Below are 20,036 nucleotides of genomic sequence, written 5' to 3'. Positions count from 1 at the left end.
GGATTACAGAACACGGCGCCCACCCTGTCATGACCGCCAGTCCAGCGGGACCTGGTTCTCCCGGTCCCAGGGCAGCTCCCAGCCCGCGAAGTGCAGCAGCCGGTCGATGATCCCCGCGGTGAACCCCCACACCAGCGCCGATTCGACCAGAAATGCCGGACCTCGGTGGCCGCTGGGGTGGACGGTGGTTCTGCGGTTGGCGGGGTCCGTGAGATCCGCCACGGGCACGGTGAAGACCCGGGCCGTCTCGTTCGGATCGACGACGCCGACCGGGGTCGGCTCGCGCCACCAGCCAAGGACCGGGGTGACGACAAAGCCGCTGACCGGGATGTACAGCCGGGGCAGGACGCCGAAGAGCTGCACGCCTGCCGGATCGAGCCCGGTCTCCTCCTCGGCCTCGCGGAGAGCGGCCCGCAGTGGCCCGTCGGCCTTCGGGTCGCCGTCCTCGGGGTCGAGGGCACCGCCGGGGAAGGAGGGCTGGCCCGCATGGGAGCGCAGCGAACTCGCCCGCTCCATCAGCAGCAGCTCGGGGCCGCGCTCGCCCTCGCCGAACAGGACGAGCACCGCGGATTGCCTGCCGGCGCCGTTCTCCGGGGGCAGGAAGCGGCTGAGCTGTATCGGTTCGACGGTCTCCACGGCATGCACCACCGGGTCCAGCCAGGTGGGCAGGCCGTCCTTGCGCAGCGCCACCGGGCCGCCCTGCGTATTGCTCGCGCGTGTCATCGCCACCCCCGTCCTTCTGCCGATTCCAACGCCGGGCCCGGTCGAGATCGTTCCTGGGCGGGGCCCTGAGATCGACCCTGAGATCGACCCTGAGGGCAGCTCGCGGACGGACCCTGCTTCATACGGCCCCTCATCCGGCCCCCAGCGGCGGCGCCGCCTTGCCGCCCGCGTCGAGATACGCCTGCGGGGGCTTCAGGCGCTGGCCCGGGAAGCCGCCCTTCTCGTACTTGAGCAGCTTCTTCGCCTTCTCGGGGTCCGTCTCGCCCTCGCCGTACGCGGGGCAGAGCGGGGCGATGGGGCAGGCGCCGCAGGCCGGTTTGCGGGCGTGGCAGATGCGGCGGCCGTGCCAGATCACATGATGCGAGAGGTCCGTCCAGTCGCTCTTGGGGAACAGCGCCCCGATCTCGGCCTCGATCTTGTCGGCGTCGGTCTGCTCGGTCCACTGCCAGCGCCGTACGAGCCGCTGGAAGTGCGTGTCCACGGTGATGCCGGGCCGTCCGAAGGCGTTGCCGAGCACCACGAAGGCGGTCTTGCGGCCGACGCCGGGCAGCTTGACGAGGTCTTCGAGCCGCCCCGGCACCTCGCCGCCGAAGTCCTCGGACAGGGCCCTCGAGAGCCCTATGACCGCCCTGGTCTTCGCGCGGAAGAACCCGCACGGCCGCAGGATCTCCTCGACTTCCTCGGGGTTGGCGACAGCCAGGTCCTCCGGGGTCGGGTACTTCGCGAAGAGGGCGGGAGTCGTCTGGTTGACGCGCAGGTCGGTGGTCTGGGCGGACAGGACCGTGGCGACCAGGAGCTGGAAGGGGTTCTCGAAGTCCAGCTCGGGGTGGGCGTACGGATAGACCTCGGCGAGCTCGCGGTTGATACGGCGGGCCCGGCGGACGAGGGCGGTGCGGGACTCGGTCTTCTTCACCGGGGCCGCCTTCTTCACCGGGGCCGCCTTCTTTGCCGCTTTTGCCGGTTTCTTTCCGCCACCGGAGTTCTGTTCGCCCACAGCGGAATCACGACGTACAACCACCCGCCCAGCCCCCTTGGCCTGTGCTCTCACCGGCGATTTGGACACCCGGCCAGCCTAAAGCCCGACACTGACATCCGCCCCGAGCCCTGAAGATCAGCCCCCAATTGGACCCCTGCCGCTTACCTCGGGACACGTGTGCGGCATCCTTGTGACAGATCACACTGTTTGGACGGTCCGGCAAAATGGGGAGCACGGTCCCCTGGTACCAAGGGGGAGCAAGATCCCCTGAGCAGGTCGACAAGGAGAGAACTCGTGGACGACGTTCTGCGGCGCAACCCGCTCTTCGCGGCGCTCGATGACGAGCAGTCCGCGGAGCTCCGCGCCTCCATGAGTGAGGTGACCCTCGCGCGCGGTGACTCCCTGTTCCACGAGGGCGACCCCGGTGACCGGCTCTACGTCGTCACCGAGGGCAAGGTCAAGCTCCACCGCACCTCCCCCGACGGCCGCGAGAACATGCTCGCCGTCGTCGGCCCCGGTGAGCTCATCGGCGAGCTGTCGCTGTTCGACCCGGGCCCGCGTACGGCGACCGCCACCGCGCTGACCGAGGTCAAGCTGCTGGGCCTCGGCCACGGCGACCTCCAGCCCTGGCTGAACGCCCGCCCCGAGGTGGCCACCGCGCTGCTGCGCGCCGTCGCCCGCCGACTGCGGCGCACCAACGACGCGATGTCCGACCTGGTCTTCTCGGACGTCCCCGGCCGCGTGGCCCGCGCGCTGCTGGACCTCTCCCGCCGCTTCGGCGTGCAGTCCGAGGAGGGCATCCACGTCGTCCACGACCTCACGCAGGAGGAGCTGGCCCAGCTGGTCGGCGCGTCCCGCGAGACGGTCAACAAGGCCCTGGCCGACTTCGCCCAGCGCGGGTGGCTCCGCCTGGAGGCCCGCGCGGTGATCCTGCTGGACGTGGAGCGCCTCGCGAAGCGCTCGCGCTGACCGTACGACTGTCGCAGGGTCCGTCTCCTCAGGAGGCGGGCCCTGTTTGCGTGACCGGCCCCCTTCGGCCCTGAACGGGCCTAATCCTCAAGCGCCGGACGCACTGAAGTTGGCACAGTGATCCCATGGCTGAAACGGCTTCCCCCAGAGGTCTCGACTCCCAGGGCTACCTCGAACGCGAAGGATCCCTCGGACGGATCGCCCACGACTTCCGCCCGGTCGTCGCCGCCGCGCGTGACCGGCTGCTCGATGTGTTCGGGGGGCGGATGCACAGCGCATACGTCTTTGGGTCGATTCCGCGCGGCACCGCGCGCTTGGGGCGCAGTGATCTCGATCTGCTGGTCGTGCTGCGCGCCGAGCCGACCGACGGGGACCGGGAGGACGCGCGGCTGCTCGGTGAGGCGCTCGACAAGGAGTTCCGGCGGATCGACGGGGTCGGCACGCTGCTGTACAGCAAGGCGCGCGTGCTGAGCGAGCTTGAGCGGTACGACATGGGCTGGTTCCTGGCCTGCCTGTGTACCCCGCTGCTGGGCGAGGACCTCGCCGAGTACCTCCCGCGCTACCGCCCCGACTCCCGGCTCGCCCGCGAGACCAACGGCGACCTCGCCCTCCTGCTGCCCCGCTGGCGCCAACGCATCGCCGACGCCAACTCCGACGAGGCCCGCCGCCCTCTCGTACGGTTCATGTCCCGCCATCTCGTCCGCACCGGATTCACTCTGGTCATGCCCCGCTGGAACGGCTGGACGAGCAACCTGGCGGAGATGGCGGAGGCGTTCGGCACGTACTACCCGGAGCGGGCGGAACAGATGCGCGCCGCGGCCGTCCTCGGATACGAGCCGACCGGCAATGCGGCCGTCCTACGGTCGTACGTCGACGATCTGGGCCCCTGGCTCGCCGACGAGTACGCGCGCGTGCACGGCGTGAAGGCACCGCGCCCCGACTAGATCAGGCCGTGCTCGCGCAGGTAGTCCATCTGCGCCCGCACCGACAGCTCCGCCGCCGGCCACAGGGAGCGGTCCACGTCCGCGTACACATGCGCTACGACCTCTGCGGGCGTCCGGTAGCCGTCCTCGACCGCCGTCTCGACCTGGGCGAGGCGGTGGGCGCGGTGGGCCAGGTAGAACTCGACCGCGCCCTGCGCATCCTCCAGGACCGGGCCGTGGCCGGGGAGGACCGTGTGGACGCCGTCGTCGACCGTGAGCGAGCGCAGCCGTCGTAGCGAGTCCAGATAGTCGCCGAGGCGGCCGTCGGGGTGCGCCACGACCGTCGTGCCGCGGCCCAGGATGGTGTCGCCGGTCAGGACCGCGCGGTCGGCCGGGAGATGGAAGCACAGGGAGTCGGCGGTGTGGCCGGGCGTCGGTACGACCCTGAGCTCCAGGCCGCCGACGCGCACCACGTCACCGGCGCCGAGACCCTCGTCGCCGAGCCGCAGCGCCGGGTCCAGGGCGCGGACCTTGGTGCCGGTGAGGTCGGCGAAGCGGCCGGCGCCCTCGGCGTGGTCGGGGTGACCGTGTGTCAGCAGGGTGAGGGCGACGCGCTTGCCGGCCTGCTCGGCGGTGTCGACGACGTGCCGCAGATGGCCCTCGTCGAGCGGGCCGGGGTCGACCACGACGGCGAGTTCGGAGTCGGGCTCGGACAGGATCCAGGTGTTCGTGCCGTCCAGGGTCATCGCGGAGGCGTTGGGCGCGAGGACGTTCACGGCGCGCGGGGTGGCGGGGCCCGAGAGAACCCCGCCCCGCGGCTGGCCGGGAAGGGTGCTTGCGTCCGTCATGCGGGGGCTCCACCGGTCGGTTCGGTCGGGATGTGCTTGGTGAACTCGTCGTGGCCCGGCCAGGACAGCACGATCTCGCCGTCCTCCAGGCGCGCCCGCGCGAGGACGGGCGTCATGTCCCGCGCGGGGGCGGCGGAGAGCGCCTCGGCGGCCGTGGCGTAGGGGGCCAGCTGGCGCAGGGTGGCGATGGTGGGCGGCATCATCAGCAGCTCGCCCTTGTCGTACGACTCCGCTGCCGCCCGGGGGCTGATCCACACCGTGCGGTCGGCTTCCGTGGAGGCGTTGCGGGTGCGCTGGCCCTCCGGGAGGGCGGCGACGAAGAACCAAGTGTCGTAGCGGCGGGACTCGAACTCCGGGGTGATCCAGCGGGTCCAGGCGCCGAGCAGGTCGGAGCGCAGGACCAGGCCGCGGCGGTCCAGGAACTCGGCGAAGGACAGGTCGCGGGCGACGAGAGCGGCGCGGTCGGCTTCCCAGTCGTCGCCTGTGGTGTCGCCGACGACGGAATCGGGGGTCGGGCCGGCGAGCAGGACGCCTGCCTCCTCGTACGTCTCGCGTACGGCGGCGCAGACGATCGCCTGGGCGCCGTTCTCATCGACGCCGAGCCGCTCCGCCCACCACGCGCGCGTGGGGCCCGCCCAGCGGACGTGGTGATCGTCGTCGCGGGGGTCCACTCCGCCGCCGGGGTACGCGTACGCGCCACCGGCGAAGGCCATGGAGGCGCGTCTGCGCAGCATGTGGACGGCGGGCGCGGTCTCGGCGTCCTTCAGGAGCATGACCGTGGCCGCACGCTTGGGCGGCACCGGTGCGAGGGTGCCTTCCGCGAGCGCACGGATGCGGTCGGGCCACTCCGGGGGATACCACTGACCGTTCGCCATGTCCGGAGGCTATCTCGGGGCGCGCGGATGTTCGAGAGGTGCCTGGGGTGGGGCGGGGTGGGTGTTGCTGTGCCCTGTGCTGGGGCTGGCCTGGGGTGGGTCCCGCTCACCCGCGCCGGCGGGGTGCCGCTGCGCCCACCCGTGCCGGCGCAGCCGTACGACCTGTCCGGGTGCGCCGCCCCCGCCGTACGACCGCCCGAAGCGGCGAAAGGGACGACGTACCGGCAGCCGCCCACGGCGGGAAGGGGACGTGTCGGGGGGTGTCCGCCCGCAGCGGCCGGCGTCCGGCGCGGTCAGCCTCTTGAGGAGCAGCACCGCCGGACCGAGGACGGACACCCCCCGGCGCGGCCCCGACTCACGACGAAACCGCAGGCGCTACGCGCACCCCCACCGAAGCCGAGCAGGCCGCCGCAGGCATCGCAGCGGCGTCACGCCCCGACGAGCTCCACCTGCACCTCGACCTCGACCGGCGCATCCAGCGGCAGTACCGCCACGCCCACCGCGCTCCGCGCGTGGACGCCCTTGTCGCCGAGGACCTCGCCGAGGAGTTCGCTTGCGCCGTTGATCACACCCGGCTGGCCCGTGAAGTCCGATGCCGAGGCCACGAAGCCCACGACCTTCACCACGCGGGCGATGCGGTCCAGGTCGCCGGCGACGGATTTGACCGCGGCGAGGGCGTTCAGCGCGCAGGTGCGGGCCAGTTCCTTCGCCTCCTCCGGGGTGACCTCCGCGCCCACCTTGCCGGTGACCGGGAGCTTGCCCTGCACCATCGGGAGCTGGCCGGAGGTGTAGACGTACACGCCCGACTGCACGGCCGGCTGGTACGCGGCCAGCGGCGGCACGACCTCCGGCAGCGTCAGGCCCAGCTCGGCCAGACGGGCCTCTACGGCGCTCACGCCTTCTTCTCCAGCTTGGCCCGCTTCAGGTAGGCCACCAGTTGCTCGGGGTTGTTCGGCCCGGGCACGACCTGGACGAGCTCCCAGCCGTCCTCGCCCCAGGTGTCCAGAATCTGCTTCGTGGCATGGACGAGCAGCGGCACGGTTGCGTATTCCCACTTGGTCATGTGGCCGACTTTAGCCGCTGCCGTACGAGCCCTCGCGCACACGTTGTCCACAGCCTCCGGAGTGATCCGGCGGCCGACTGGTTAGGCTCGAAGACGTGAGCAGGCTCCAGGTCGTCAGCGGCAAGGGTGGGACCGGAAAGACCACGGTCGCCGCCGCGCTAGCGCTCGCCCTCGCCACCGAGGGGAAGCGGACGCTTCTCGTCGAGGTGGAGGGCAGGCAGGGCATCGCACAGCTCTTCGAGACGGAGGCGTTGCCCTATGAGGAGCGGAAGATCGCCGTCGCTCCAGGGGGCGGGGAGGTGTACGCCCTCGCCATCGACCCCGAACTGGCCCTTCTGGACTACCTCCAGATGTTCTACAAGATGGGCGGCGCGGGCAGAGCGCTCAAAAAACTCGGCGCCATCGACTTCGCCACCACCGTCGCCCCGGGCCTCAGGGACGTCCTGCTGACGGGCAAGGCCTGTGAGGCCGTACGGCGGAAGGACAAGGCCGGCCGGTTCGCGTACGACTACGTCGTCATGGACGCCCCGCCCACCGGCCGCGTCACCCGCTTCCTGAACGTCAACGACGAGGTCGCGGGGCTGGCCAAGATCGGCCCGATACACAATCAGGCACAGGCCGTGATGCGGGTGCTGAAGTCCTCCGAGACCGCCGTGCACCTGGTGACGCTGCTGGAGGAGATGCCGGTCCAGGAGACCGCGGACGGTATCTCCGAACTACGCGCGGCACGGCTGCCGGTGGGCCGGGTCATCGTGAACATGGTGCGGCCCCAGGTGTTGGACGCGGCCGACCTGGAACTCGTACGCGGCACACCCCGTACGGCCATCGCGCAGTCCCTGTCGGCGGCCGGCCTCGGCGGGGCGCGGCGCGGCGGGCACGCGGAGCGGCTGGTGGATCCGCTGCTGCGGCAGGCCGAGGAGTACGCCGAGCGGTACACGCTGGAGCACGAACAGCGGACCGTCCTCGGTGAACTGGACCTCCCGATGCACGAACTGCCGTTGCTCACCGAGGGAATGGACCTGGCAGGGCTGTACGAACTGGCCACCGAGCTGCGAGAGCAGGGGATGACATGAGTCCGGACGCCGCCCAGGCCAAGTCCCAGGCCCACGCCCACCATCACCTCTCCCCCGCGCGCGGGCTCGACGTCGATCCGCTGCTGGACGATCCGAAGACCCGGATCATCGTGTGCTGCGGCTCCGGCGGAGTCGGCAAGACGACCACCGCGGCGGCGCTGGGGCTGCGGGCCGCCGAGCGCGGCCGGAAGGTCGTGGTGCTCACCATCGACCCCGCGCGCAGGCTCGCCCAGTCCATGGGCATCGATTCGCTCGACAACACCCCACGCCGCGTGAAGGGCGTCGAGGGGGACGGCGAACTGCACGCGATGATGCTCGACATGAAGCGCACCTTCGACGAGATCGTCGAAGCGCACGCGGACCCCGAGCGGGCGGCCGCGATCCTGGGCAACCCGTTCTACCAGTCGCTCTCGGCGGGCTTCGCGGGCACGCAGGAGTACATGGCGATGGAGAAGCTCGGCCAGCTGCGGGCGAAGGAGGCATGGGATCTCATCGTCGTGGACACGCCCCCGTCCCGGTCCGCGCTGGACTTCCTGGACGCGCCCAAGCGGCTCGGGTCGTTCCTCGACGGCAAGCTGATCCGGGTGCTCCTCGCCCCCGCGAAGGTGGGCGGCCGCGCGGGGATGAAGTTCCTGAATGTCGGTATGTCGATGATGACCGGCGCTCTGGGCAAGCTGCTGGGCGGTCAGCTGCTGAAGGACGTACAGACGTTCGTGGCCGCGATGGACTCGATGTTCGGCGGCTTCCGTACGCGCGCGGATGCGACGTACAAGCTGCTCCAGGCGCCCGGGACGGCGTTCCTGGTGGTCGCGGCGCCGGAGCGGGACGCGCTGCGGGAGGCCGCGTATTTCGTGGAGCGGCTGGCCGCCGAGGACATGCCGCTCGCGGGTCTGGTGCTCAACCGTGTCCACGGCAGCGGCGCCGACCGGCTGTCGGCCGAGCGGGCGCTCGCCGCCGCGGAAAATCTTGATCTTGCGGGGGATCCCGCCGCGGAAAATCTTGAGGAGTCCCGCATTGTCGATCAGGAGGACGGGAAAGCTGGACTTCGTAACTCTCCCGACACGTACGGCAGTTCAGAATCTCCCGCACCCGAGGCCGCCGAGGAAGGCTCCCCCGCCGCCAAGGACACGGCCCAGGCGCAGACCACCGACCAGATCACCGCAGGCCTGTTGAGGCTGCACGCGGACCGTATGCAACTGCTCTCCCGTGAGCAGCGCACACGGGACCGCTTCACCGCGCTCCACCCCGAAGTGGCGGTGGCCGAAGTGGCCGCGCTGCCCGGCGATGTGCATGACCTCGCGGGACTGCGGGACATCGGAAACCGGCTGGCGGCCGGCCGGCCGGAGCTGCCCAACCCCGGGGCCTGACCGACGGAGCCGGACCGACCTGAGCTGTCAGCTCACCGCCGCGTAGTTCTCGTACACCTCGTCATCATCGAGGGGCAGGATGCCCGCCCCGCGCTCGTACTCCGTACGAGCCGTCTCCAGCAGTCGGCGCCAGGAAGTGACGGTGGGCCGCCTGCGCAGCAGTGCGCGGCGCTCCCGCTCCGTCATGCCTCCCCATACGCCGAACTCGACGCGGTTGTCGAGCGCATCGGCAAGACATTCCGTGCGTACCGGACATCCGGTGCACACTGCCTTGGCCCTGTTCTGCGCTGCTCCCTGCACAAACAGTTCATCCGGATCGGTAGTGCGGCAGGCCGCCTGCGCACTCCAGTCGGTTACCCAGCCCATACCGGCGCCGTCCTCTCCCGAATCGAGGCTCCCCCACGGCGGCAGCGGCATATTCACCGCCGCCAGTTGAGGACGTTACGGAAGGTGGGCACAGCGCAACACCCCCAGCGGGCCCAATCTTGAATGGCCCGAACGGACTATGCGTAAGCGGCAGATCACCCGGGGGAGTGAGCTGGTGACATGCGTGATCATCCCGGCAAACCGGGGCAGTTCCGCTGAGTCACAACGGGCGCCAGGTGACACACAAGGCGGATTCGGACACGCTCCCATCAAAAAGTTGATGGCCGACCGGAACGATTCGGGGTCGCCGGACGTATTGATACGTGGCCCTACTGCTGTGACAGTTGAGAGCAGCTTAGGCCAAGGCATATACGCGTGTCCGGCGAATGAGAACGTAGGCTGCCCTCATGCCAAAGAAGCGCTCGGGCGGTGGTCTGTCGCCAACGCAGCAGGCCGCCAAGTTCCTCGGTGTCAGTGTGCTCGCGGGAGCCGTCCTGGCAGGAATCGCCCTGCCCGCGGTCGGTGCGCTGGGGCTGGCCGCCAAGGGCTCGGTCGAGAGTTTCGACGAGCTGCCCGCCAACCTCAAGACGCCGCCGCTGAGTCAGCGCACCACGATCCTCGACACCGAGGGCGGCACGATCGCCACGGTCTACTCGCGCGACCGTACGGTGGTCGACCTCAAGGGCATCTCGCCGTACATGCAGAAGGCGATCGTCGCGATCGAGGACGCGCGCTTCTACCAGCACGGCGCGGTCGACCTGAAGGGCGTCCTGCGCGCGCTGAACCGCAACGCGCAGAGCGGCGGGGTCGCCGAGGGCGCCTCCACACTCACCCAGCAGTATGTGAAGAACGTCTTCGTGGAGGAGGCCGGCGACGACCCGACGAAGGTCGCCCAGGCCACCCAGCAGACCCTCGGCCGCAAGATCCGCGAACTGAAGTACGCGATCCAGGTCGAGGAAGAGCTCGGCAAGAAGAAGATCCTCGAGAACTACCTGAACATCACGTTCTTCGGCCAGCAGGCCTACGGCGTCGAGGCCGCCGCCCAGCGCTACTTCTCCAAGTCGGCGAAGGACCTCGAGGTCCAGGAGGCCGCGCTGCTCGCCGGCATCGTCCAGTCGCCCTCGCGCTACGACCCGGTCAACGACGAGGCCGAGGCCACCAAGCGGCGCAACACCGTGCTGCAGCGCATGGCCGAGGTCGGCGACATCTCCCAGGCGGAGGCCGCCAAGGCCGCGAAGAAGCCGCTGGGCCTGAAGGTCAGCAAGCCCAAGAACGGCTGCATCACCGCCGTCAAGGGCGCGGGCTTCTTCTGCGACTACGTCCGCGCGGCGTTCCTGAGCGACCCGGTCTTCGGCAAGTCCAAGGAGGCCCGGGCCAAGATCTGGAACCAGGGCGGTCTGACCATCCGGACCACCCTCGACGCGCAGGCCCAGGAGTCGGTCCAGCAGTCGGTCAAGGACCACGTCAACCAGAGCGACGACGTGGCGACCGCGGCGACCATCGTCGAGCCCGGCACCGGCAAGATCCTGGCCATGGGCCAGTCCCGCCCGTACGGCTTCGGCAAGAACGAGACGCAGATCAACCTCTCCGTCGACGCTGCCATGGGCGGCGGCGCGGGCTACCAGCCCGGTTCGACCTTCAAGCCGATCGTGGCCGCGGCGGCGCTCGAGGGCGGCATGCCGGCGAACAAGGTGTACGGATCGCCGTACGAGATGGACTACCCGACCCCGGTCTCCACCTGCGAGGGCGGGACCTGGGACGAGAAGGGCGTCTCGCTCACCAATGAGAACGAGACCGAGGTCGGCCCGTACGACATGAGGGAAGCGACCGCGAAGTCGGTCAACACGTACTACGTCGAGATGATCAGCGACATCGGCATCTGCCCGGTGACGGAGATGGCCGAGAAGATGGGCGTCGAGCGCGCGGACGGCGGCAAGATGCAGCAGGCCCCCTCCATCGCCCTCGGCACCCAGGAGATGTCCCCGCTGACCATGGCGAACGGCTACGCCACCTTCGCCTCGCGCGGTATGTACTGCACGCCGATCGCCATCGAGTCCATCACCCAGCGCGTCGGCGGCAAGAACAAGTCCCTCGAGGTCCCGAAGTCGACCTGCTCGCGCGCCATGTCCGAGAAGACCGCCGACACCATCAACACCCTGCTGCGGGGCGTGGTCGAGGACGGTACGGGCCAGCAGGCGGGCCTCGGCGCCGGCCGCGCCAGCGCCGGTAAGACCGGTACGACGGACGAGCGGTACGCCGCCTGGTTCGTGGGCTACACCCCGAACATGGCCGGCGCCGTCTGGGTCGGCGATCCCGCGCACAAGCGGAAGATGCAGGACATCACCATCGGCGGTGTCTGGCACGAGAAGGTCTTCGGTGGCCAGGTGCCCGGCCCGATCTGGCGCGACATGATGACCGGCGCGCTGGAGGGCCATGAGGCGCCCGAGTTCAGCCTCGTCGACATCCCGAGCAGCGACACGGGCGACCGGGACCGCGGCGACGGTGACAACGACAACGGCAATGGCGACGAGAACGGCAACAACGGCAACGACAACGGCGGTCTGATCGGCGGCCTGGTCGACGGCGGTACGAGCACCGGGTCCGACGGCGGTACGACCCAACCGACGCCGTCGTTCTCCATCCCGGAGGACTTCTTCCAGGGGCAGACGAACAGCGGGAACGGAAACGGCGGCCGGGACTGAGGTACGGCCTCCTGGGACGACTGCGGCCCCTTTCCCTCTACGGAAGGGAAGGGGCCGTAAGTCTTAAGTGGCTGGTCAGCCCGCGAGGAGCTTCTTCACCGCGGCCGCGACCCGGCCGCCCTCCGCCTGACCCGCGACCTTCGGATTCACGATCTTCATGACCGCTCCCATGGCCCGCGGGCCCTCGGCACCGGCCGCCTTGGCCTCCTCGACGGCCTGGGCGACGATCCGCTCCAGCTCCTCGTCGCCGAGCTGCTTGGGCAGGTACGCGGCGAGCACCTCGCCCTCCGCCTTCTCCCGCTCGGCCGACTCGGCACGACCACCCTGGGCGAAGGCGTCCGCGGCCTCGCGGCGCTTCTTGGCCTCGCGGGTGATCACCTTCTGCACCTCGTCATCGGAGAGCTCGCGCTTCTGCTTGCCCGCGACCTCCTCCTTGGTGATCGCGGCGAGCGTCAGCCGGAGCGTCGAGGAGCGGAGCTCGTCGCGCCCCTTGATCGCGGCGTTGAGGTCATCCTGCAGCTTCGACTTGAGCGTGGTCATGGGGTCGATTGTCGCAGGTACCGGGGACAGAACGCCCGTTGATTTCGTCGTGGGGCGCTTGGGGGGCGGCCGGGGAGACGGGAGTTGGGCGGGCTTGAGTCCTCATAGGGCCCTTGAAGGACGGCCCGGCACGGGAGTTGAGCACGGTTGATTTCCTCATGGGGCGCTTGGGAGGGGCGGCCGGGCACGGGAGTTGGGCGCGGTCTGACACGATGGAGGTATGCGCGCGCGATACGGAGTACCTCTGGGGATCGCGGCGGCTGGTGCCGCCGGTGTGTTGTATTCGGCGGGATTCGAGGCCCGCTCCTTCCGGCTGCGCCGGGTGACGGTCCCGGTGCTGCCGGCCGGGATGCGTCCGCTGCGCGTGCTCCAGGTCTCCGACATCCACATGGTGAGCGGGCAGCGCAAGAAACAGCGCTGGCTGCGCTCGCTGGCGGGCCTGCGCCCCGACTTCGTGATCAACACGGGCGACAACCTCTCGGACACCGAGGGCGTGCCCGAGGTCCTGGACGCGCTGGGCCCGCTGATGGAGTTCCCGGGGGCGTACGTCTTCGGTTCGAACGACTACTACGGCCCCAAGCTGCGCAACCCCGCCCGCTATCTGCTGGAGAAGGCCCAGGGCCGGCACGGTCTGAACGGCAACGCGCCGGCCGTCGGCGCGATCCACAACCCGTGGGAGAACCTGCGGGACGGCTTCGACACGGCGGGCTGGCTGAATCTGACCAACACGCGCGGCATTCTGAAGGTCGACGGCGTGTCGGTGGAGCTGACGGGCCTGGACGACCCGCACATCAGGCGGGACCGGTACGCCGAGGTCGCGGGCGGTCCGTCGGGTACGGCGGACTTCTCGATGGGCGTGGTGCACGCGCCGTATCTCCGCGTCCTGGACGACTTCACGGCGGACGACTACCCCCTGATCCTGGCCGGCCACACGCACGGCGGCCAGCTGTGCATCCCCTTCTACGGCGCGCTGGTCACCAACTGCGACCTGGACACGGAGCGGGTGAAGGGGCTGTCGACGCATACGGCGGGCGGGCGTACGGCGTATCTGCATGTGTCGGCGGGGTGCGGGGCGAACCGGTACACGCCGTTTCGGTTTGCGTGTCCGCCGGAGGTTACGTTGCTGACGTTGGTGGAGGCGCCACGGTGACGTGGGTGGCGGCGCGGTAGGGACGTAACCCGCACGGTCCACCCGTATAGCCCGTTTTGTCCCCTCTGCTTAGCGTGAGGGGCATGACCGCCCCCATACCCAGGGACATCCCGGATCTGCCCGCCGTGCCGGGCATGCCCGCGCTGCTGCCCTCGTCCGTCCCCGCCACGGCCGTGGTGGCGCCCGTACGCCGCCGCCTGGCCGCCGCGTTCCGCCTGCTGGTCGCCCTGGCGGCGGCCGGGGCGGTGACGATCGACCTCGTCCTCAGCAGCCCCCTGCGATTGCTCAGCTACTTCACGATCCAGAGCAACATCCTGCTGGCGCTGGTCATGCTCCTGGCGGCACGCCGAGCATGGACGGCCCGCCGCCCCCTCCCCTCGGGTCTGACCGGCGCGACCCTGCTCTACGTGGCGACGACCGGCTTGGTGTACCACCTGCTCCTGGCGAACGCGTCGAGCCCGTTCTCGATGACGGGAGAGACGGCACCGCCGACGGGCTGGCACGCGGTCACGAATCTCGTCCTGCACACGATCACCCCGATCGCGGCGGCCCTGGACTGGCTGCTGCTGACGGCACCCGGCAGCCTGCACATACGCCAGGCGGCGGCGTGGCTGCTGTACCCCGTGGCCTACCTGGCGTTCTCCCTGGCACGAGCCGAACTCCTGCCGGCCGGCACCCCGGCCCGCTACCTCTACCCCTTCCTGGACGTAGACCTGCACGGCTACAAGGGCGTCCTGGGCAACGCCCTGCTGTTGGGCCTCGCCATCTACGCCCTGGCCGTCCTCCTGGTCGCCCTGGACCACACCCGCCCCAACCCGGTCCGCCACCGGGCCCACCACCGCGCGAAAACCGGATTTCGTCTCCAGCCACCGGTGGGCTAAAGTAAACGACGTCACCGCGACGAGCGGGGACATCGGGGTGTAGCGCAGCTTGGCAGCGCGCTTCGTTCGGGACGAAGAGGTCGTGGGTTCAAATCCCGCCACCCCGACAGTGAAGTACCAGGTCAGGGGCCTGATCCGCGAGAGCGGATCAGGCCCCTGAGTGGTTTCCAGGGTCCGCTGGGAGAAATCTGGGAGAAGATCTTGGAATCCTGCTCCCCAGACGCACGTCCTGAGGAACTCTGAGGCGGACCGGAAAAGAGTCGGTGAGCACGGCGCTGACGACGTGGACAGACCACGTGCCGGCACACCCGCCCAAGGCGGGGGGCTACAGTCCGGCCTTCAGGTACCAGCCAGAGGCAGCTGGCGTGAAGCGCCACGCGGCGAGTCTGGTCTGGTCGGTGGCTACTTCGCTGAGCAACTCCATAAGCCGCCAGCTCCGTACTGCCAGATTGCGATCATCAGGCTTGCAGAGTGCGATGGAAGAGAAGCCGCCTGCTTCAAGCACGAGGACATGCACAAGAGGCAGGCCCCTGCCGATAGTTCTGTCCTAATCACGCGATCGCAAGAGCGCGGCATGGGACCGATACCCGAGCACGGATAGGCGGAACGGTGAGCATCGTCGACATCCTGTCCCCATCGGGCGATAAGGCCGGCACCGTCGAGCTCCCCGCGGAGATCTTCGGCCTTGAGAATGTCAGCGTCCCGCTGATCCACCAGGTCGTCGTCGCGCAGCTGGCCGCTGCCCGTCAGGGCACCCACAAGACCAAGACACGCGGTGAAGTCCGTGGTGGTGGCAAGAAGCCTTACCGCCAGAAGGGCACCGGCCGCGCCCGTCAGGGTTCGACCCGCGCGCCGCACTTCGCCGGCGGTGGCGTCGTCCACGGTCCCGTGCCGCGCAACTACTCGCAGCGCACCCCCAAGAAGATGAAGGCTGCCGCTCTGCGTCACGCCCTTACCGACCGGGCTCGTCACAACCGCATCCACGTCGTCACCGCCGTGGTCGAGGGCGAAAACCCCTCCACGAAGGCTGCCAAGAGCCTGTTCGGCAAGATCAGCGAGCGCAAGAACCTGCTCCTGGTTGCCGAGCGCGCCGACGAGGCCGCATGGCTGTCCGCCCGCAACCTGCCCCAGGTTCACATCTTGGAGCCGGGCCAGCTGAACACCTACGACGTCCTCGTCTCAGACGACGTGGTCTTCACCCAAGAGGCCTACGAATCATTTGTGTCCGGCTCAGCCGCGTCTGCCAAATACGCCGTATCGGCTCCTCCGCGAGTGGTAAATAGCTGGCTCATCGATGCCCCCGCCATCCTAAGAAAAGACGAAACATTTCGCGTAATGTTGCAGATTCGTCCGCCACATAAGGACGGCCTTCGTAGAGTTAGGCAAGTTGAGCCTCATTGGCCCGGCCGGGACCACCTGGACCTGTACACCCTACTCTTCGCCGAGAATGCAGAAGTGGAGCCGCTCGGGCATCAACTTCGTTTGCCTCGTTTCGGAGGAACTCGCCCTGTGGAATTCTCGATCACTCCGCGCGAACAAGGCGTCCTGATCATGCGTGTCCAAATCCATCTTTACCGCGAGGGCACCCTCCTTCAGGAACTGGAAGCCAGTCTCAATATCGAAGCTACAGAGTCATGAATGTGAGACCTTTGCCGCTGAGGAAAACTCAGGACAATGATGGCAGCGGGTTCACAAGGGCTCCCGAGCCTGCCGACCGCGGAGGCGCACCTTCGGGGTCATTGATCTTCAGATGGAACGATAGAGACCACAATTATGATGTAACCGCATTTGGCGAGATATTTGCCCCGCGTGGGTCAATCAACGGAACGCTGAAGAAGACGGAAAGCCAGATGTCAGGATATATTCACACAGTCCGCGACACCTGGCTCAAGCTCATAGAATTCAGAGAAGGGCACCCAAAAAAGCCCAGTTACCCCTTCAGTGATAAATTTGATCTGCGCTCGGACGACGACCGCGAACTAATGAAAACGATGGGAAGACGGCTGAGCTCCCGAGGCTACATACTATTCGACTTGGTCTTCAGTCGCAATGACACAGGTTTGCGAAAAATTCGTGAACTGCTCGAGGCTGCACATCGCAAAGGGCCGTGCGTTCTCACCTTTCAGTCCAATGACCTCTTTGTCCCATGGCCGATGCTCTACCTACCCCTCGACCCCAACGTGAATGTGGAGAGCGAGGAATTTACATGGTCAATGAGAGAGTTCCTTGGCTATCGTCACTGGATCGAGCACCAGTTTCGCGAGAACACCGAAGAATCGGAAATTAGAGTAAACGGGGAACTGAATGTTGGACTGAACGCCGATACCAGGATCGACACGGGCCGACAGCCGGAACAGAAATTGGTGACTTCAGTCGAACGACAGCTCGCTGCGGCTAGTTCTCAAATCACCCGTCGCTACAGGCGACCAAAGTTGGCTACAGATCTGAGTGAGCCACGATTCAATGACCAGCTCATGTGCTTCTGTTGTCACGCAAAGGTAAGTGGCACTCCAACAGGACCCCACTTGGGTGAGCCCTCTATCGAGCTGAGCGACGGTGCTCCGATTTATACCGGTGACTTTGAGTCCTGGTTGGCCGATCGCACCCTCCCCAATACCGTCATCTTCATTGATGCCTGCCAGGGCGGCCAGCTGAGTTCGACGTTCTACCGCTCGTTCAGTGTGGTCTTGCTGGAGAAGGGCGCAAACTGTCTCATCGGACCACAAGTGGATCTACCAATCCCTTTCGCTTGCGAATACACTAAGCGGTTCTTTGAACAATTCCTGATTCCAGGCACACGGATCGGTGACCTAGTACGCGACCTCACCCGGTCTTTTGCAGAAGACTGCCAAAATCCGCTTGGACTCATTTTTTCACTTTACCGCGGATTGGACACCCGCTTGGTTTTGAGCGACAGGACAGGCTAATGGACGATCGCTTGCCATCTGGTGAAGGCTTCGACCGCTTCACAGTCCTGGATCTCGACGGGGCTGGGCACTTCGTCTTTCCGGATTCCCAGAGGCAAGTACCCGAAGACGAGGTAAGCGACTTCCTCAGAGGACAACTTATCGTTCCAAATAACGTGACCGACATTTTCGTCTGGGTGCACGGCTGGCAGCACACCCAGAGGAGCGCCTACAAAACAGCCGCCCGCCTATTTTCCTCAATCGAAACTATTTACAACGAACAGTTTGAGATGTATCCGCATCTCCATGACTTCCGAGCCATGTTCATAGCCGTACGCTGGCCATCGAGGAGCGCCCCCTCCCCTCGAGGTTACTTTCGAATACGGGACCGAGCCCATCGGATGACCACTCACGGCTATGCTGAGTTTACATTGTCACACCTGTTGGGGTACCTGGATGAAGAACGGGAACGGCCGAAGATGGGGCCGGACACCCTCATGGCCGCGGGCGGTCAGTATTTGCACTGCATCGGCCACTCATTCGGAGGACGCTTCCTTGCCGAGGCAATCGCAGCGGCCCCGGCTCCACAACCTCCAACCCTTCCATTGCTTCCATTGAATGAGCGCTTCGAGTACACGATCGACAACTTGATCGTTTTCCAGATGGCCGCGCGACGGACTGTATTTGCCGATAAATTCAATGCCCTCCTAGAAAACGGGCCGCTACAAGGCCCGGTATGCCTTACATTCTCACGAGCTGACAGGGCAAATTGTTCTTGGCATCGGTTCACGGAATCTGGCGCTTGTGCCATCGGCTGCCAGGGAGCGACGCAGCCTCGCAACCGCATCAGAACCACGTCGCTGCGCCCATCAGATGAAACCTACGAGAAGCATGAGCTGTCTTCTGACGTCGTGAACGTCGATGCAGGATGGCGATACCGAAAGGGAAGGTTTACGCGACCGGAGGGCTCCCACTCTGACTTCTGGTACCGAGAATCGATTCATCTTGTCCTTACGCTTGTAAACTACGCTCGACCGGATCGAGCTTAAGGGAGACTCAGGTTGGCGTTTCACTGGAAAAGATTGACATCAGGAAGGGCCCGCTCCACAGAACGGATCGAGCCCTTGAGCGCTTTTCGTACCACGGACCTACCGTGACGCTTTCAGACGCTCCTGTAAGAGGTCACTGAGTAGGGCGACCGGTGACGCAGGGCACATGGCCAACCGGGCATCAAGCGACGCCTCCCACTCGACGGTGAGGTGCCTCAGCAGCTCCTCGCGCATCTCTCGGGTGATGTGGGAGTAGCGCGCTTGCACGGATCCGTCGATGTGTCCCATTCGCTCATCCATGAGCTTCGGTGGGGTACGGAACCCTTCCATGCGCGTCTTGTGTGTGTGCCGCAACCCGTGGGGTGTGAGCCCTTTCGCGGTCGGCACCCAGCAGGCCTCCGCCCGTGCTTGAGCCCCCCTCCCCCGGGCCGGCACACCGGGCCAGGGATGAGCCAGCACCGGCACGGGCCGCGCTTCCTGTGGTGCCTTCTTCGGGTACCAGCCGGAAGCGGCCGGCGTGAAGAGCCACGTGGCGAACCCATTCCGGCGCCAGTGCTCCGCCTGGTCGACGGCACCCCCGCCGCGGGTGAACCCCAGAGCTTCAATGGCCTCCCGCACCCGCGCTTGGGTGGCTGCGGCTACGACGTCCGGTCGGTTGAGGACGTTGGACACGGTGCCGGTGGAGACACCGGCGCGTCTGGCCACGTCCACCACCTTCGCGCCGGTCTCCCCGGTGCGGGACACGCCCTGCCCTCGGAACATGTACGTCTTGCCATGGCAGGTGCAGGGCTTCGGCTGCGTACGGGCTATATGCGCTGTCCACAGTCGAGTGAGCCACGTGGGAGCATCGATGGTGCGATAGCTGTCGTCCTTGGGAGGGCAGCGCTCGAACTCTCCGGAGTCGAGTTCGTGAAGCTGCCATTCCACGCGCACGCCTGAGGGGCGGATGAACTCCGTCTCCAGGCCCACGATTTCACCCCACCGCATGCCCGTGTAGCCCTTGGTAACCAGGGCTACGAACTCGTCATCGCGCCCGGAGAGGAGCGAGGCCCGCTCGGCACACAGCAGGATGCCGAGCGGATCCGTGACGACTTTCTCCGGCCCGCGGTCACGCGAGCGTCCGGCGCGCTTACCCCTGCCACGACGCTTCGTGGCGGGGTTGGAACTGATAAGTTCCTCGTCCACCGCGTCTTCCAGAACGAGGTGAAGCGTGCCGCGCCAGGTCTTCACGCTCGAAGCGGCGTACAGCGCCTTCTCTTTCTTCTCCCACCCCTCGACGTCCGCGCGTTGGATGGACGCAAGTGGACGGTCCTCGAACTCCGGGAGTAGGTGTTCTTCGAGGTGGTGGCGATAGTTCTGCATCGTGGATGCCGCTAGATCTTGCGCCGCATACCACCGTGAGGCGTACTCGCCGAAGGTGATCTGTCCGGCCGCCGGATCCTTCCATGTACCGGCTCGCACCTTGGCCTCTTCGGCGTCAGCAGCCTTCTTGGCTTCACGCTTGGTGCGGAAACGGATGGCGTTGCCGTTCTCGTCCGAGACTGTGCCGTACTTGCCCTTCGAGATCTTGTAGCGGCCACGCCAGTACGTGTCGCGGTTCTCGACGAACCCCATGCTTCCTCGCA

Annotated in this window: 17 protein-coding genes, 1 tRNA gene and 1 pseudogene; 10 read left to right on the top strand and 9 right to left on the bottom strand. The window is 67.2% G+C overall.

Translation table 11 applies throughout. From position 1 onward, the window contains the following. Positions 1 to 27: 27 nt before the first annotated feature. Positions 28 to 723 (bottom strand): NUDIX hydrolase, encoded by a 696-nt coding sequence (locus OHT76_RS23805; protein WP_328872887.1) that lies wholly within the window; start codon positions 721 to 723, stop codon positions 28 to 30. A 130-nt stretch (positions 724 to 853) separates the two neighbouring features. Further along, positions 854 to 1,717 carry an endonuclease III gene (gene nth, locus OHT76_RS23800; RefSeq protein ID WP_443049826.1) on the bottom strand — a complete coding sequence of 288 codons (864 nt, stop codon included), beginning with the start codon at positions 1,715 to 1,717 and terminating at the stop codon, positions 854 to 856. Between the two features lie 276 nt (positions 1,718 to 1,993). On the opposite strand from nth, the gene OHT76_RS23795 reads away from it, so the two are divergent. Together OHT76_RS23795 and OHT76_RS23790 are read left to right on the top strand one after the other, a co-directional pair. Then, positions 1,994 to 2,668 carry a Crp/Fnr family transcriptional regulator gene (locus tag OHT76_RS23795; RefSeq protein WP_015658871.1) on the top strand — a complete coding sequence of 225 codons (675 nt, stop codon included), beginning with the start codon at positions 1,994 to 1,996 and terminating at the stop codon, positions 2,666 to 2,668. Between the two features lie 125 nt (positions 2,669 to 2,793). Beyond that, on the top strand, positions 2,794 to 3,612 hold the full coding sequence (locus tag OHT76_RS23790; protein WP_328872885.1) for a nucleotidyltransferase domain-containing protein: 819 nt from the start codon (positions 2,794 to 2,796) through the stop codon (positions 3,610 to 3,612). Here the strand turns inward: OHT76_RS23790 and OHT76_RS23785 are convergent. The 4 genes from OHT76_RS23785 to OHT76_RS23770 all read right to left on the bottom strand — a co-directional run bounded on the left by OHT76_RS23785 (position 3,609) and on the right by OHT76_RS23770 (position 6,377). Then, complete coding sequence (locus OHT76_RS23785) at positions 3,609 to 4,439, bottom strand: MBL fold metallo-hydrolase (RefSeq protein WP_328872884.1); 831 nt, start codon at positions 4,437 to 4,439, stop codon at positions 3,609 to 3,611. The genes OHT76_RS23790 and OHT76_RS23785 overlap by 4 nt on opposite strands. Beyond that, positions 4,436 to 5,314, bottom strand: coding sequence for an NUDIX hydrolase (locus OHT76_RS23780; RefSeq protein ID WP_328872883.1), 879 nt, complete (start codon positions 5,312 to 5,314; stop codon positions 4,436 to 4,438). Before OHT76_RS23780 ends, OHT76_RS23785 begins: the two co-directional genes overlap by 4 nt. 428 nt (positions 5,315 to 5,742) lie before the next feature. After that, positions 5,743 to 6,210, bottom strand: a complete 468-nt coding sequence (locus tag OHT76_RS23775) for a RidA family protein (RefSeq protein WP_328872882.1) — start codon at positions 6,208 to 6,210, stop codon at positions 5,743 to 5,745. Next, entirely contained in the window at positions 6,207 to 6,377 is a 171-nt protein-coding gene (locus tag OHT76_RS23770; protein WP_328872881.1) for a DUF4177 domain-containing protein, read from the bottom strand. Before OHT76_RS23770 ends, OHT76_RS23775 begins: the two co-directional genes overlap by 4 nt. Before the next feature lie 95 nt (positions 6,378 to 6,472). On the opposite strand from OHT76_RS23770, the gene OHT76_RS23765 reads away from it, so the two are divergent. Then, positions 6,473 to 7,450, top strand: coding sequence for an ArsA-related P-loop ATPase (locus OHT76_RS23765; protein WP_328872880.1), 978 nt, complete (start codon positions 6,473 to 6,475; stop codon positions 7,448 to 7,450). Then, a complete protein-coding gene (locus OHT76_RS23760) occupies positions 7,447 to 8,817 on the top strand; it encodes an ArsA family ATPase (protein ID WP_328872879.1) in 1,371 nt (456 codons plus the stop codon). Before OHT76_RS23765 ends, OHT76_RS23760 begins: the two co-directional genes overlap by 4 nt. Before the next feature lie 27 nt (positions 8,818 to 8,844). Here OHT76_RS23760 and wblA read toward each other — a convergent pair whose 3' ends face one another. Further along, complete coding sequence (gene wblA, locus OHT76_RS23755; RefSeq protein ID WP_067033339.1) at positions 8,845 to 9,183, bottom strand: transcriptional regulator WblA; 339 nt, start codon at positions 9,181 to 9,183, stop codon at positions 8,845 to 8,847. 407 nt (positions 9,184 to 9,590) lie between these two features. Between wblA and OHT76_RS23750 the strand changes: the two genes are divergently transcribed. Then, positions 9,591 to 11,885 carry a transglycosylase domain-containing protein gene (locus tag OHT76_RS23750; RefSeq protein WP_328872878.1) on the top strand — a complete coding sequence of 765 codons (2,295 nt, stop codon included), beginning with the start codon at positions 9,591 to 9,593 and terminating at the stop codon, positions 11,883 to 11,885. Between the two features lie 75 nt (positions 11,886 to 11,960). Here OHT76_RS23750 and OHT76_RS23745 read toward each other — a convergent pair whose 3' ends face one another. Further along, positions 11,961 to 12,425, bottom strand: coding sequence for a GatB/YqeY domain-containing protein (locus OHT76_RS23745; protein ID WP_328872877.1), 465 nt, complete (start codon positions 12,423 to 12,425; stop codon positions 11,961 to 11,963). Between the two features lie 220 nt (positions 12,426 to 12,645). On the opposite strand from OHT76_RS23745, the gene OHT76_RS23740 reads away from it, so the two are divergent. The 5 genes and pseudogenes from OHT76_RS23740 (at position 12,646) to OHT76_RS23720 (ending at position 17,383) form a co-directional block, all read left to right on the top strand. Further along, positions 12,646 to 13,575 carry a metallophosphoesterase gene (locus OHT76_RS23740; protein WP_328872876.1) on the top strand — a complete coding sequence of 310 codons (930 nt, stop codon included), beginning with the start codon at positions 12,646 to 12,648 and terminating at the stop codon, positions 13,573 to 13,575. An 83-nt stretch (positions 13,576 to 13,658) separates the two neighbouring features. After that, positions 13,659 to 14,456: a Pr6Pr family membrane protein gene (locus OHT76_RS23735; RefSeq protein ID WP_328872875.1), complete on the top strand. Its 798-nt coding sequence runs from the start codon at positions 13,659 to 13,661 to the stop codon at positions 14,454 to 14,456. A 33-nt stretch (positions 14,457 to 14,489) separates the two neighbouring features. Next, positions 14,490 to 14,563 (top strand) — tRNA-Pro (locus tag OHT76_RS23730). Between the two features lie 502 nt (positions 14,564 to 15,065). Further along, positions 15,066 to 15,698 (top strand): annotated as a pseudogene (gene rplD, locus OHT76_RS23725) (50S ribosomal protein L4); the annotation flags it as partial. 392 nt (positions 15,699 to 16,090) lie between these two features. Next, positions 16,091 to 17,383 (top strand): hypothetical protein, encoded by a 1,293-nt coding sequence (locus OHT76_RS23720; protein WP_328872874.1) that lies wholly within the window; start codon positions 16,091 to 16,093, stop codon positions 17,381 to 17,383. Between the two features lie 1,127 nt (positions 17,384 to 18,510). Here OHT76_RS23720 and OHT76_RS23715 read toward each other — a convergent pair. Next, positions 18,511 to 20,025, bottom strand: coding sequence for a LacI family DNA-binding transcriptional regulator (locus OHT76_RS23715; RefSeq protein ID WP_328872873.1), 1,515 nt, complete (start codon positions 20,023 to 20,025; stop codon positions 18,511 to 18,513). Positions 20,026 to 20,036: the final 11 nt, after the last annotated feature.

Origin of the sequence: Streptomyces sp. NBC_00287 (assembly GCF_036173105.1) — a bacterium.
GTDB lineage: Bacteria > Actinomycetota > Actinomycetes > Streptomycetales > Streptomycetaceae > Streptomyces.
Note: the sequence above shows the minus strand (reverse complement) of the source record. Positions and strands in the feature narration are given on the sequence as shown.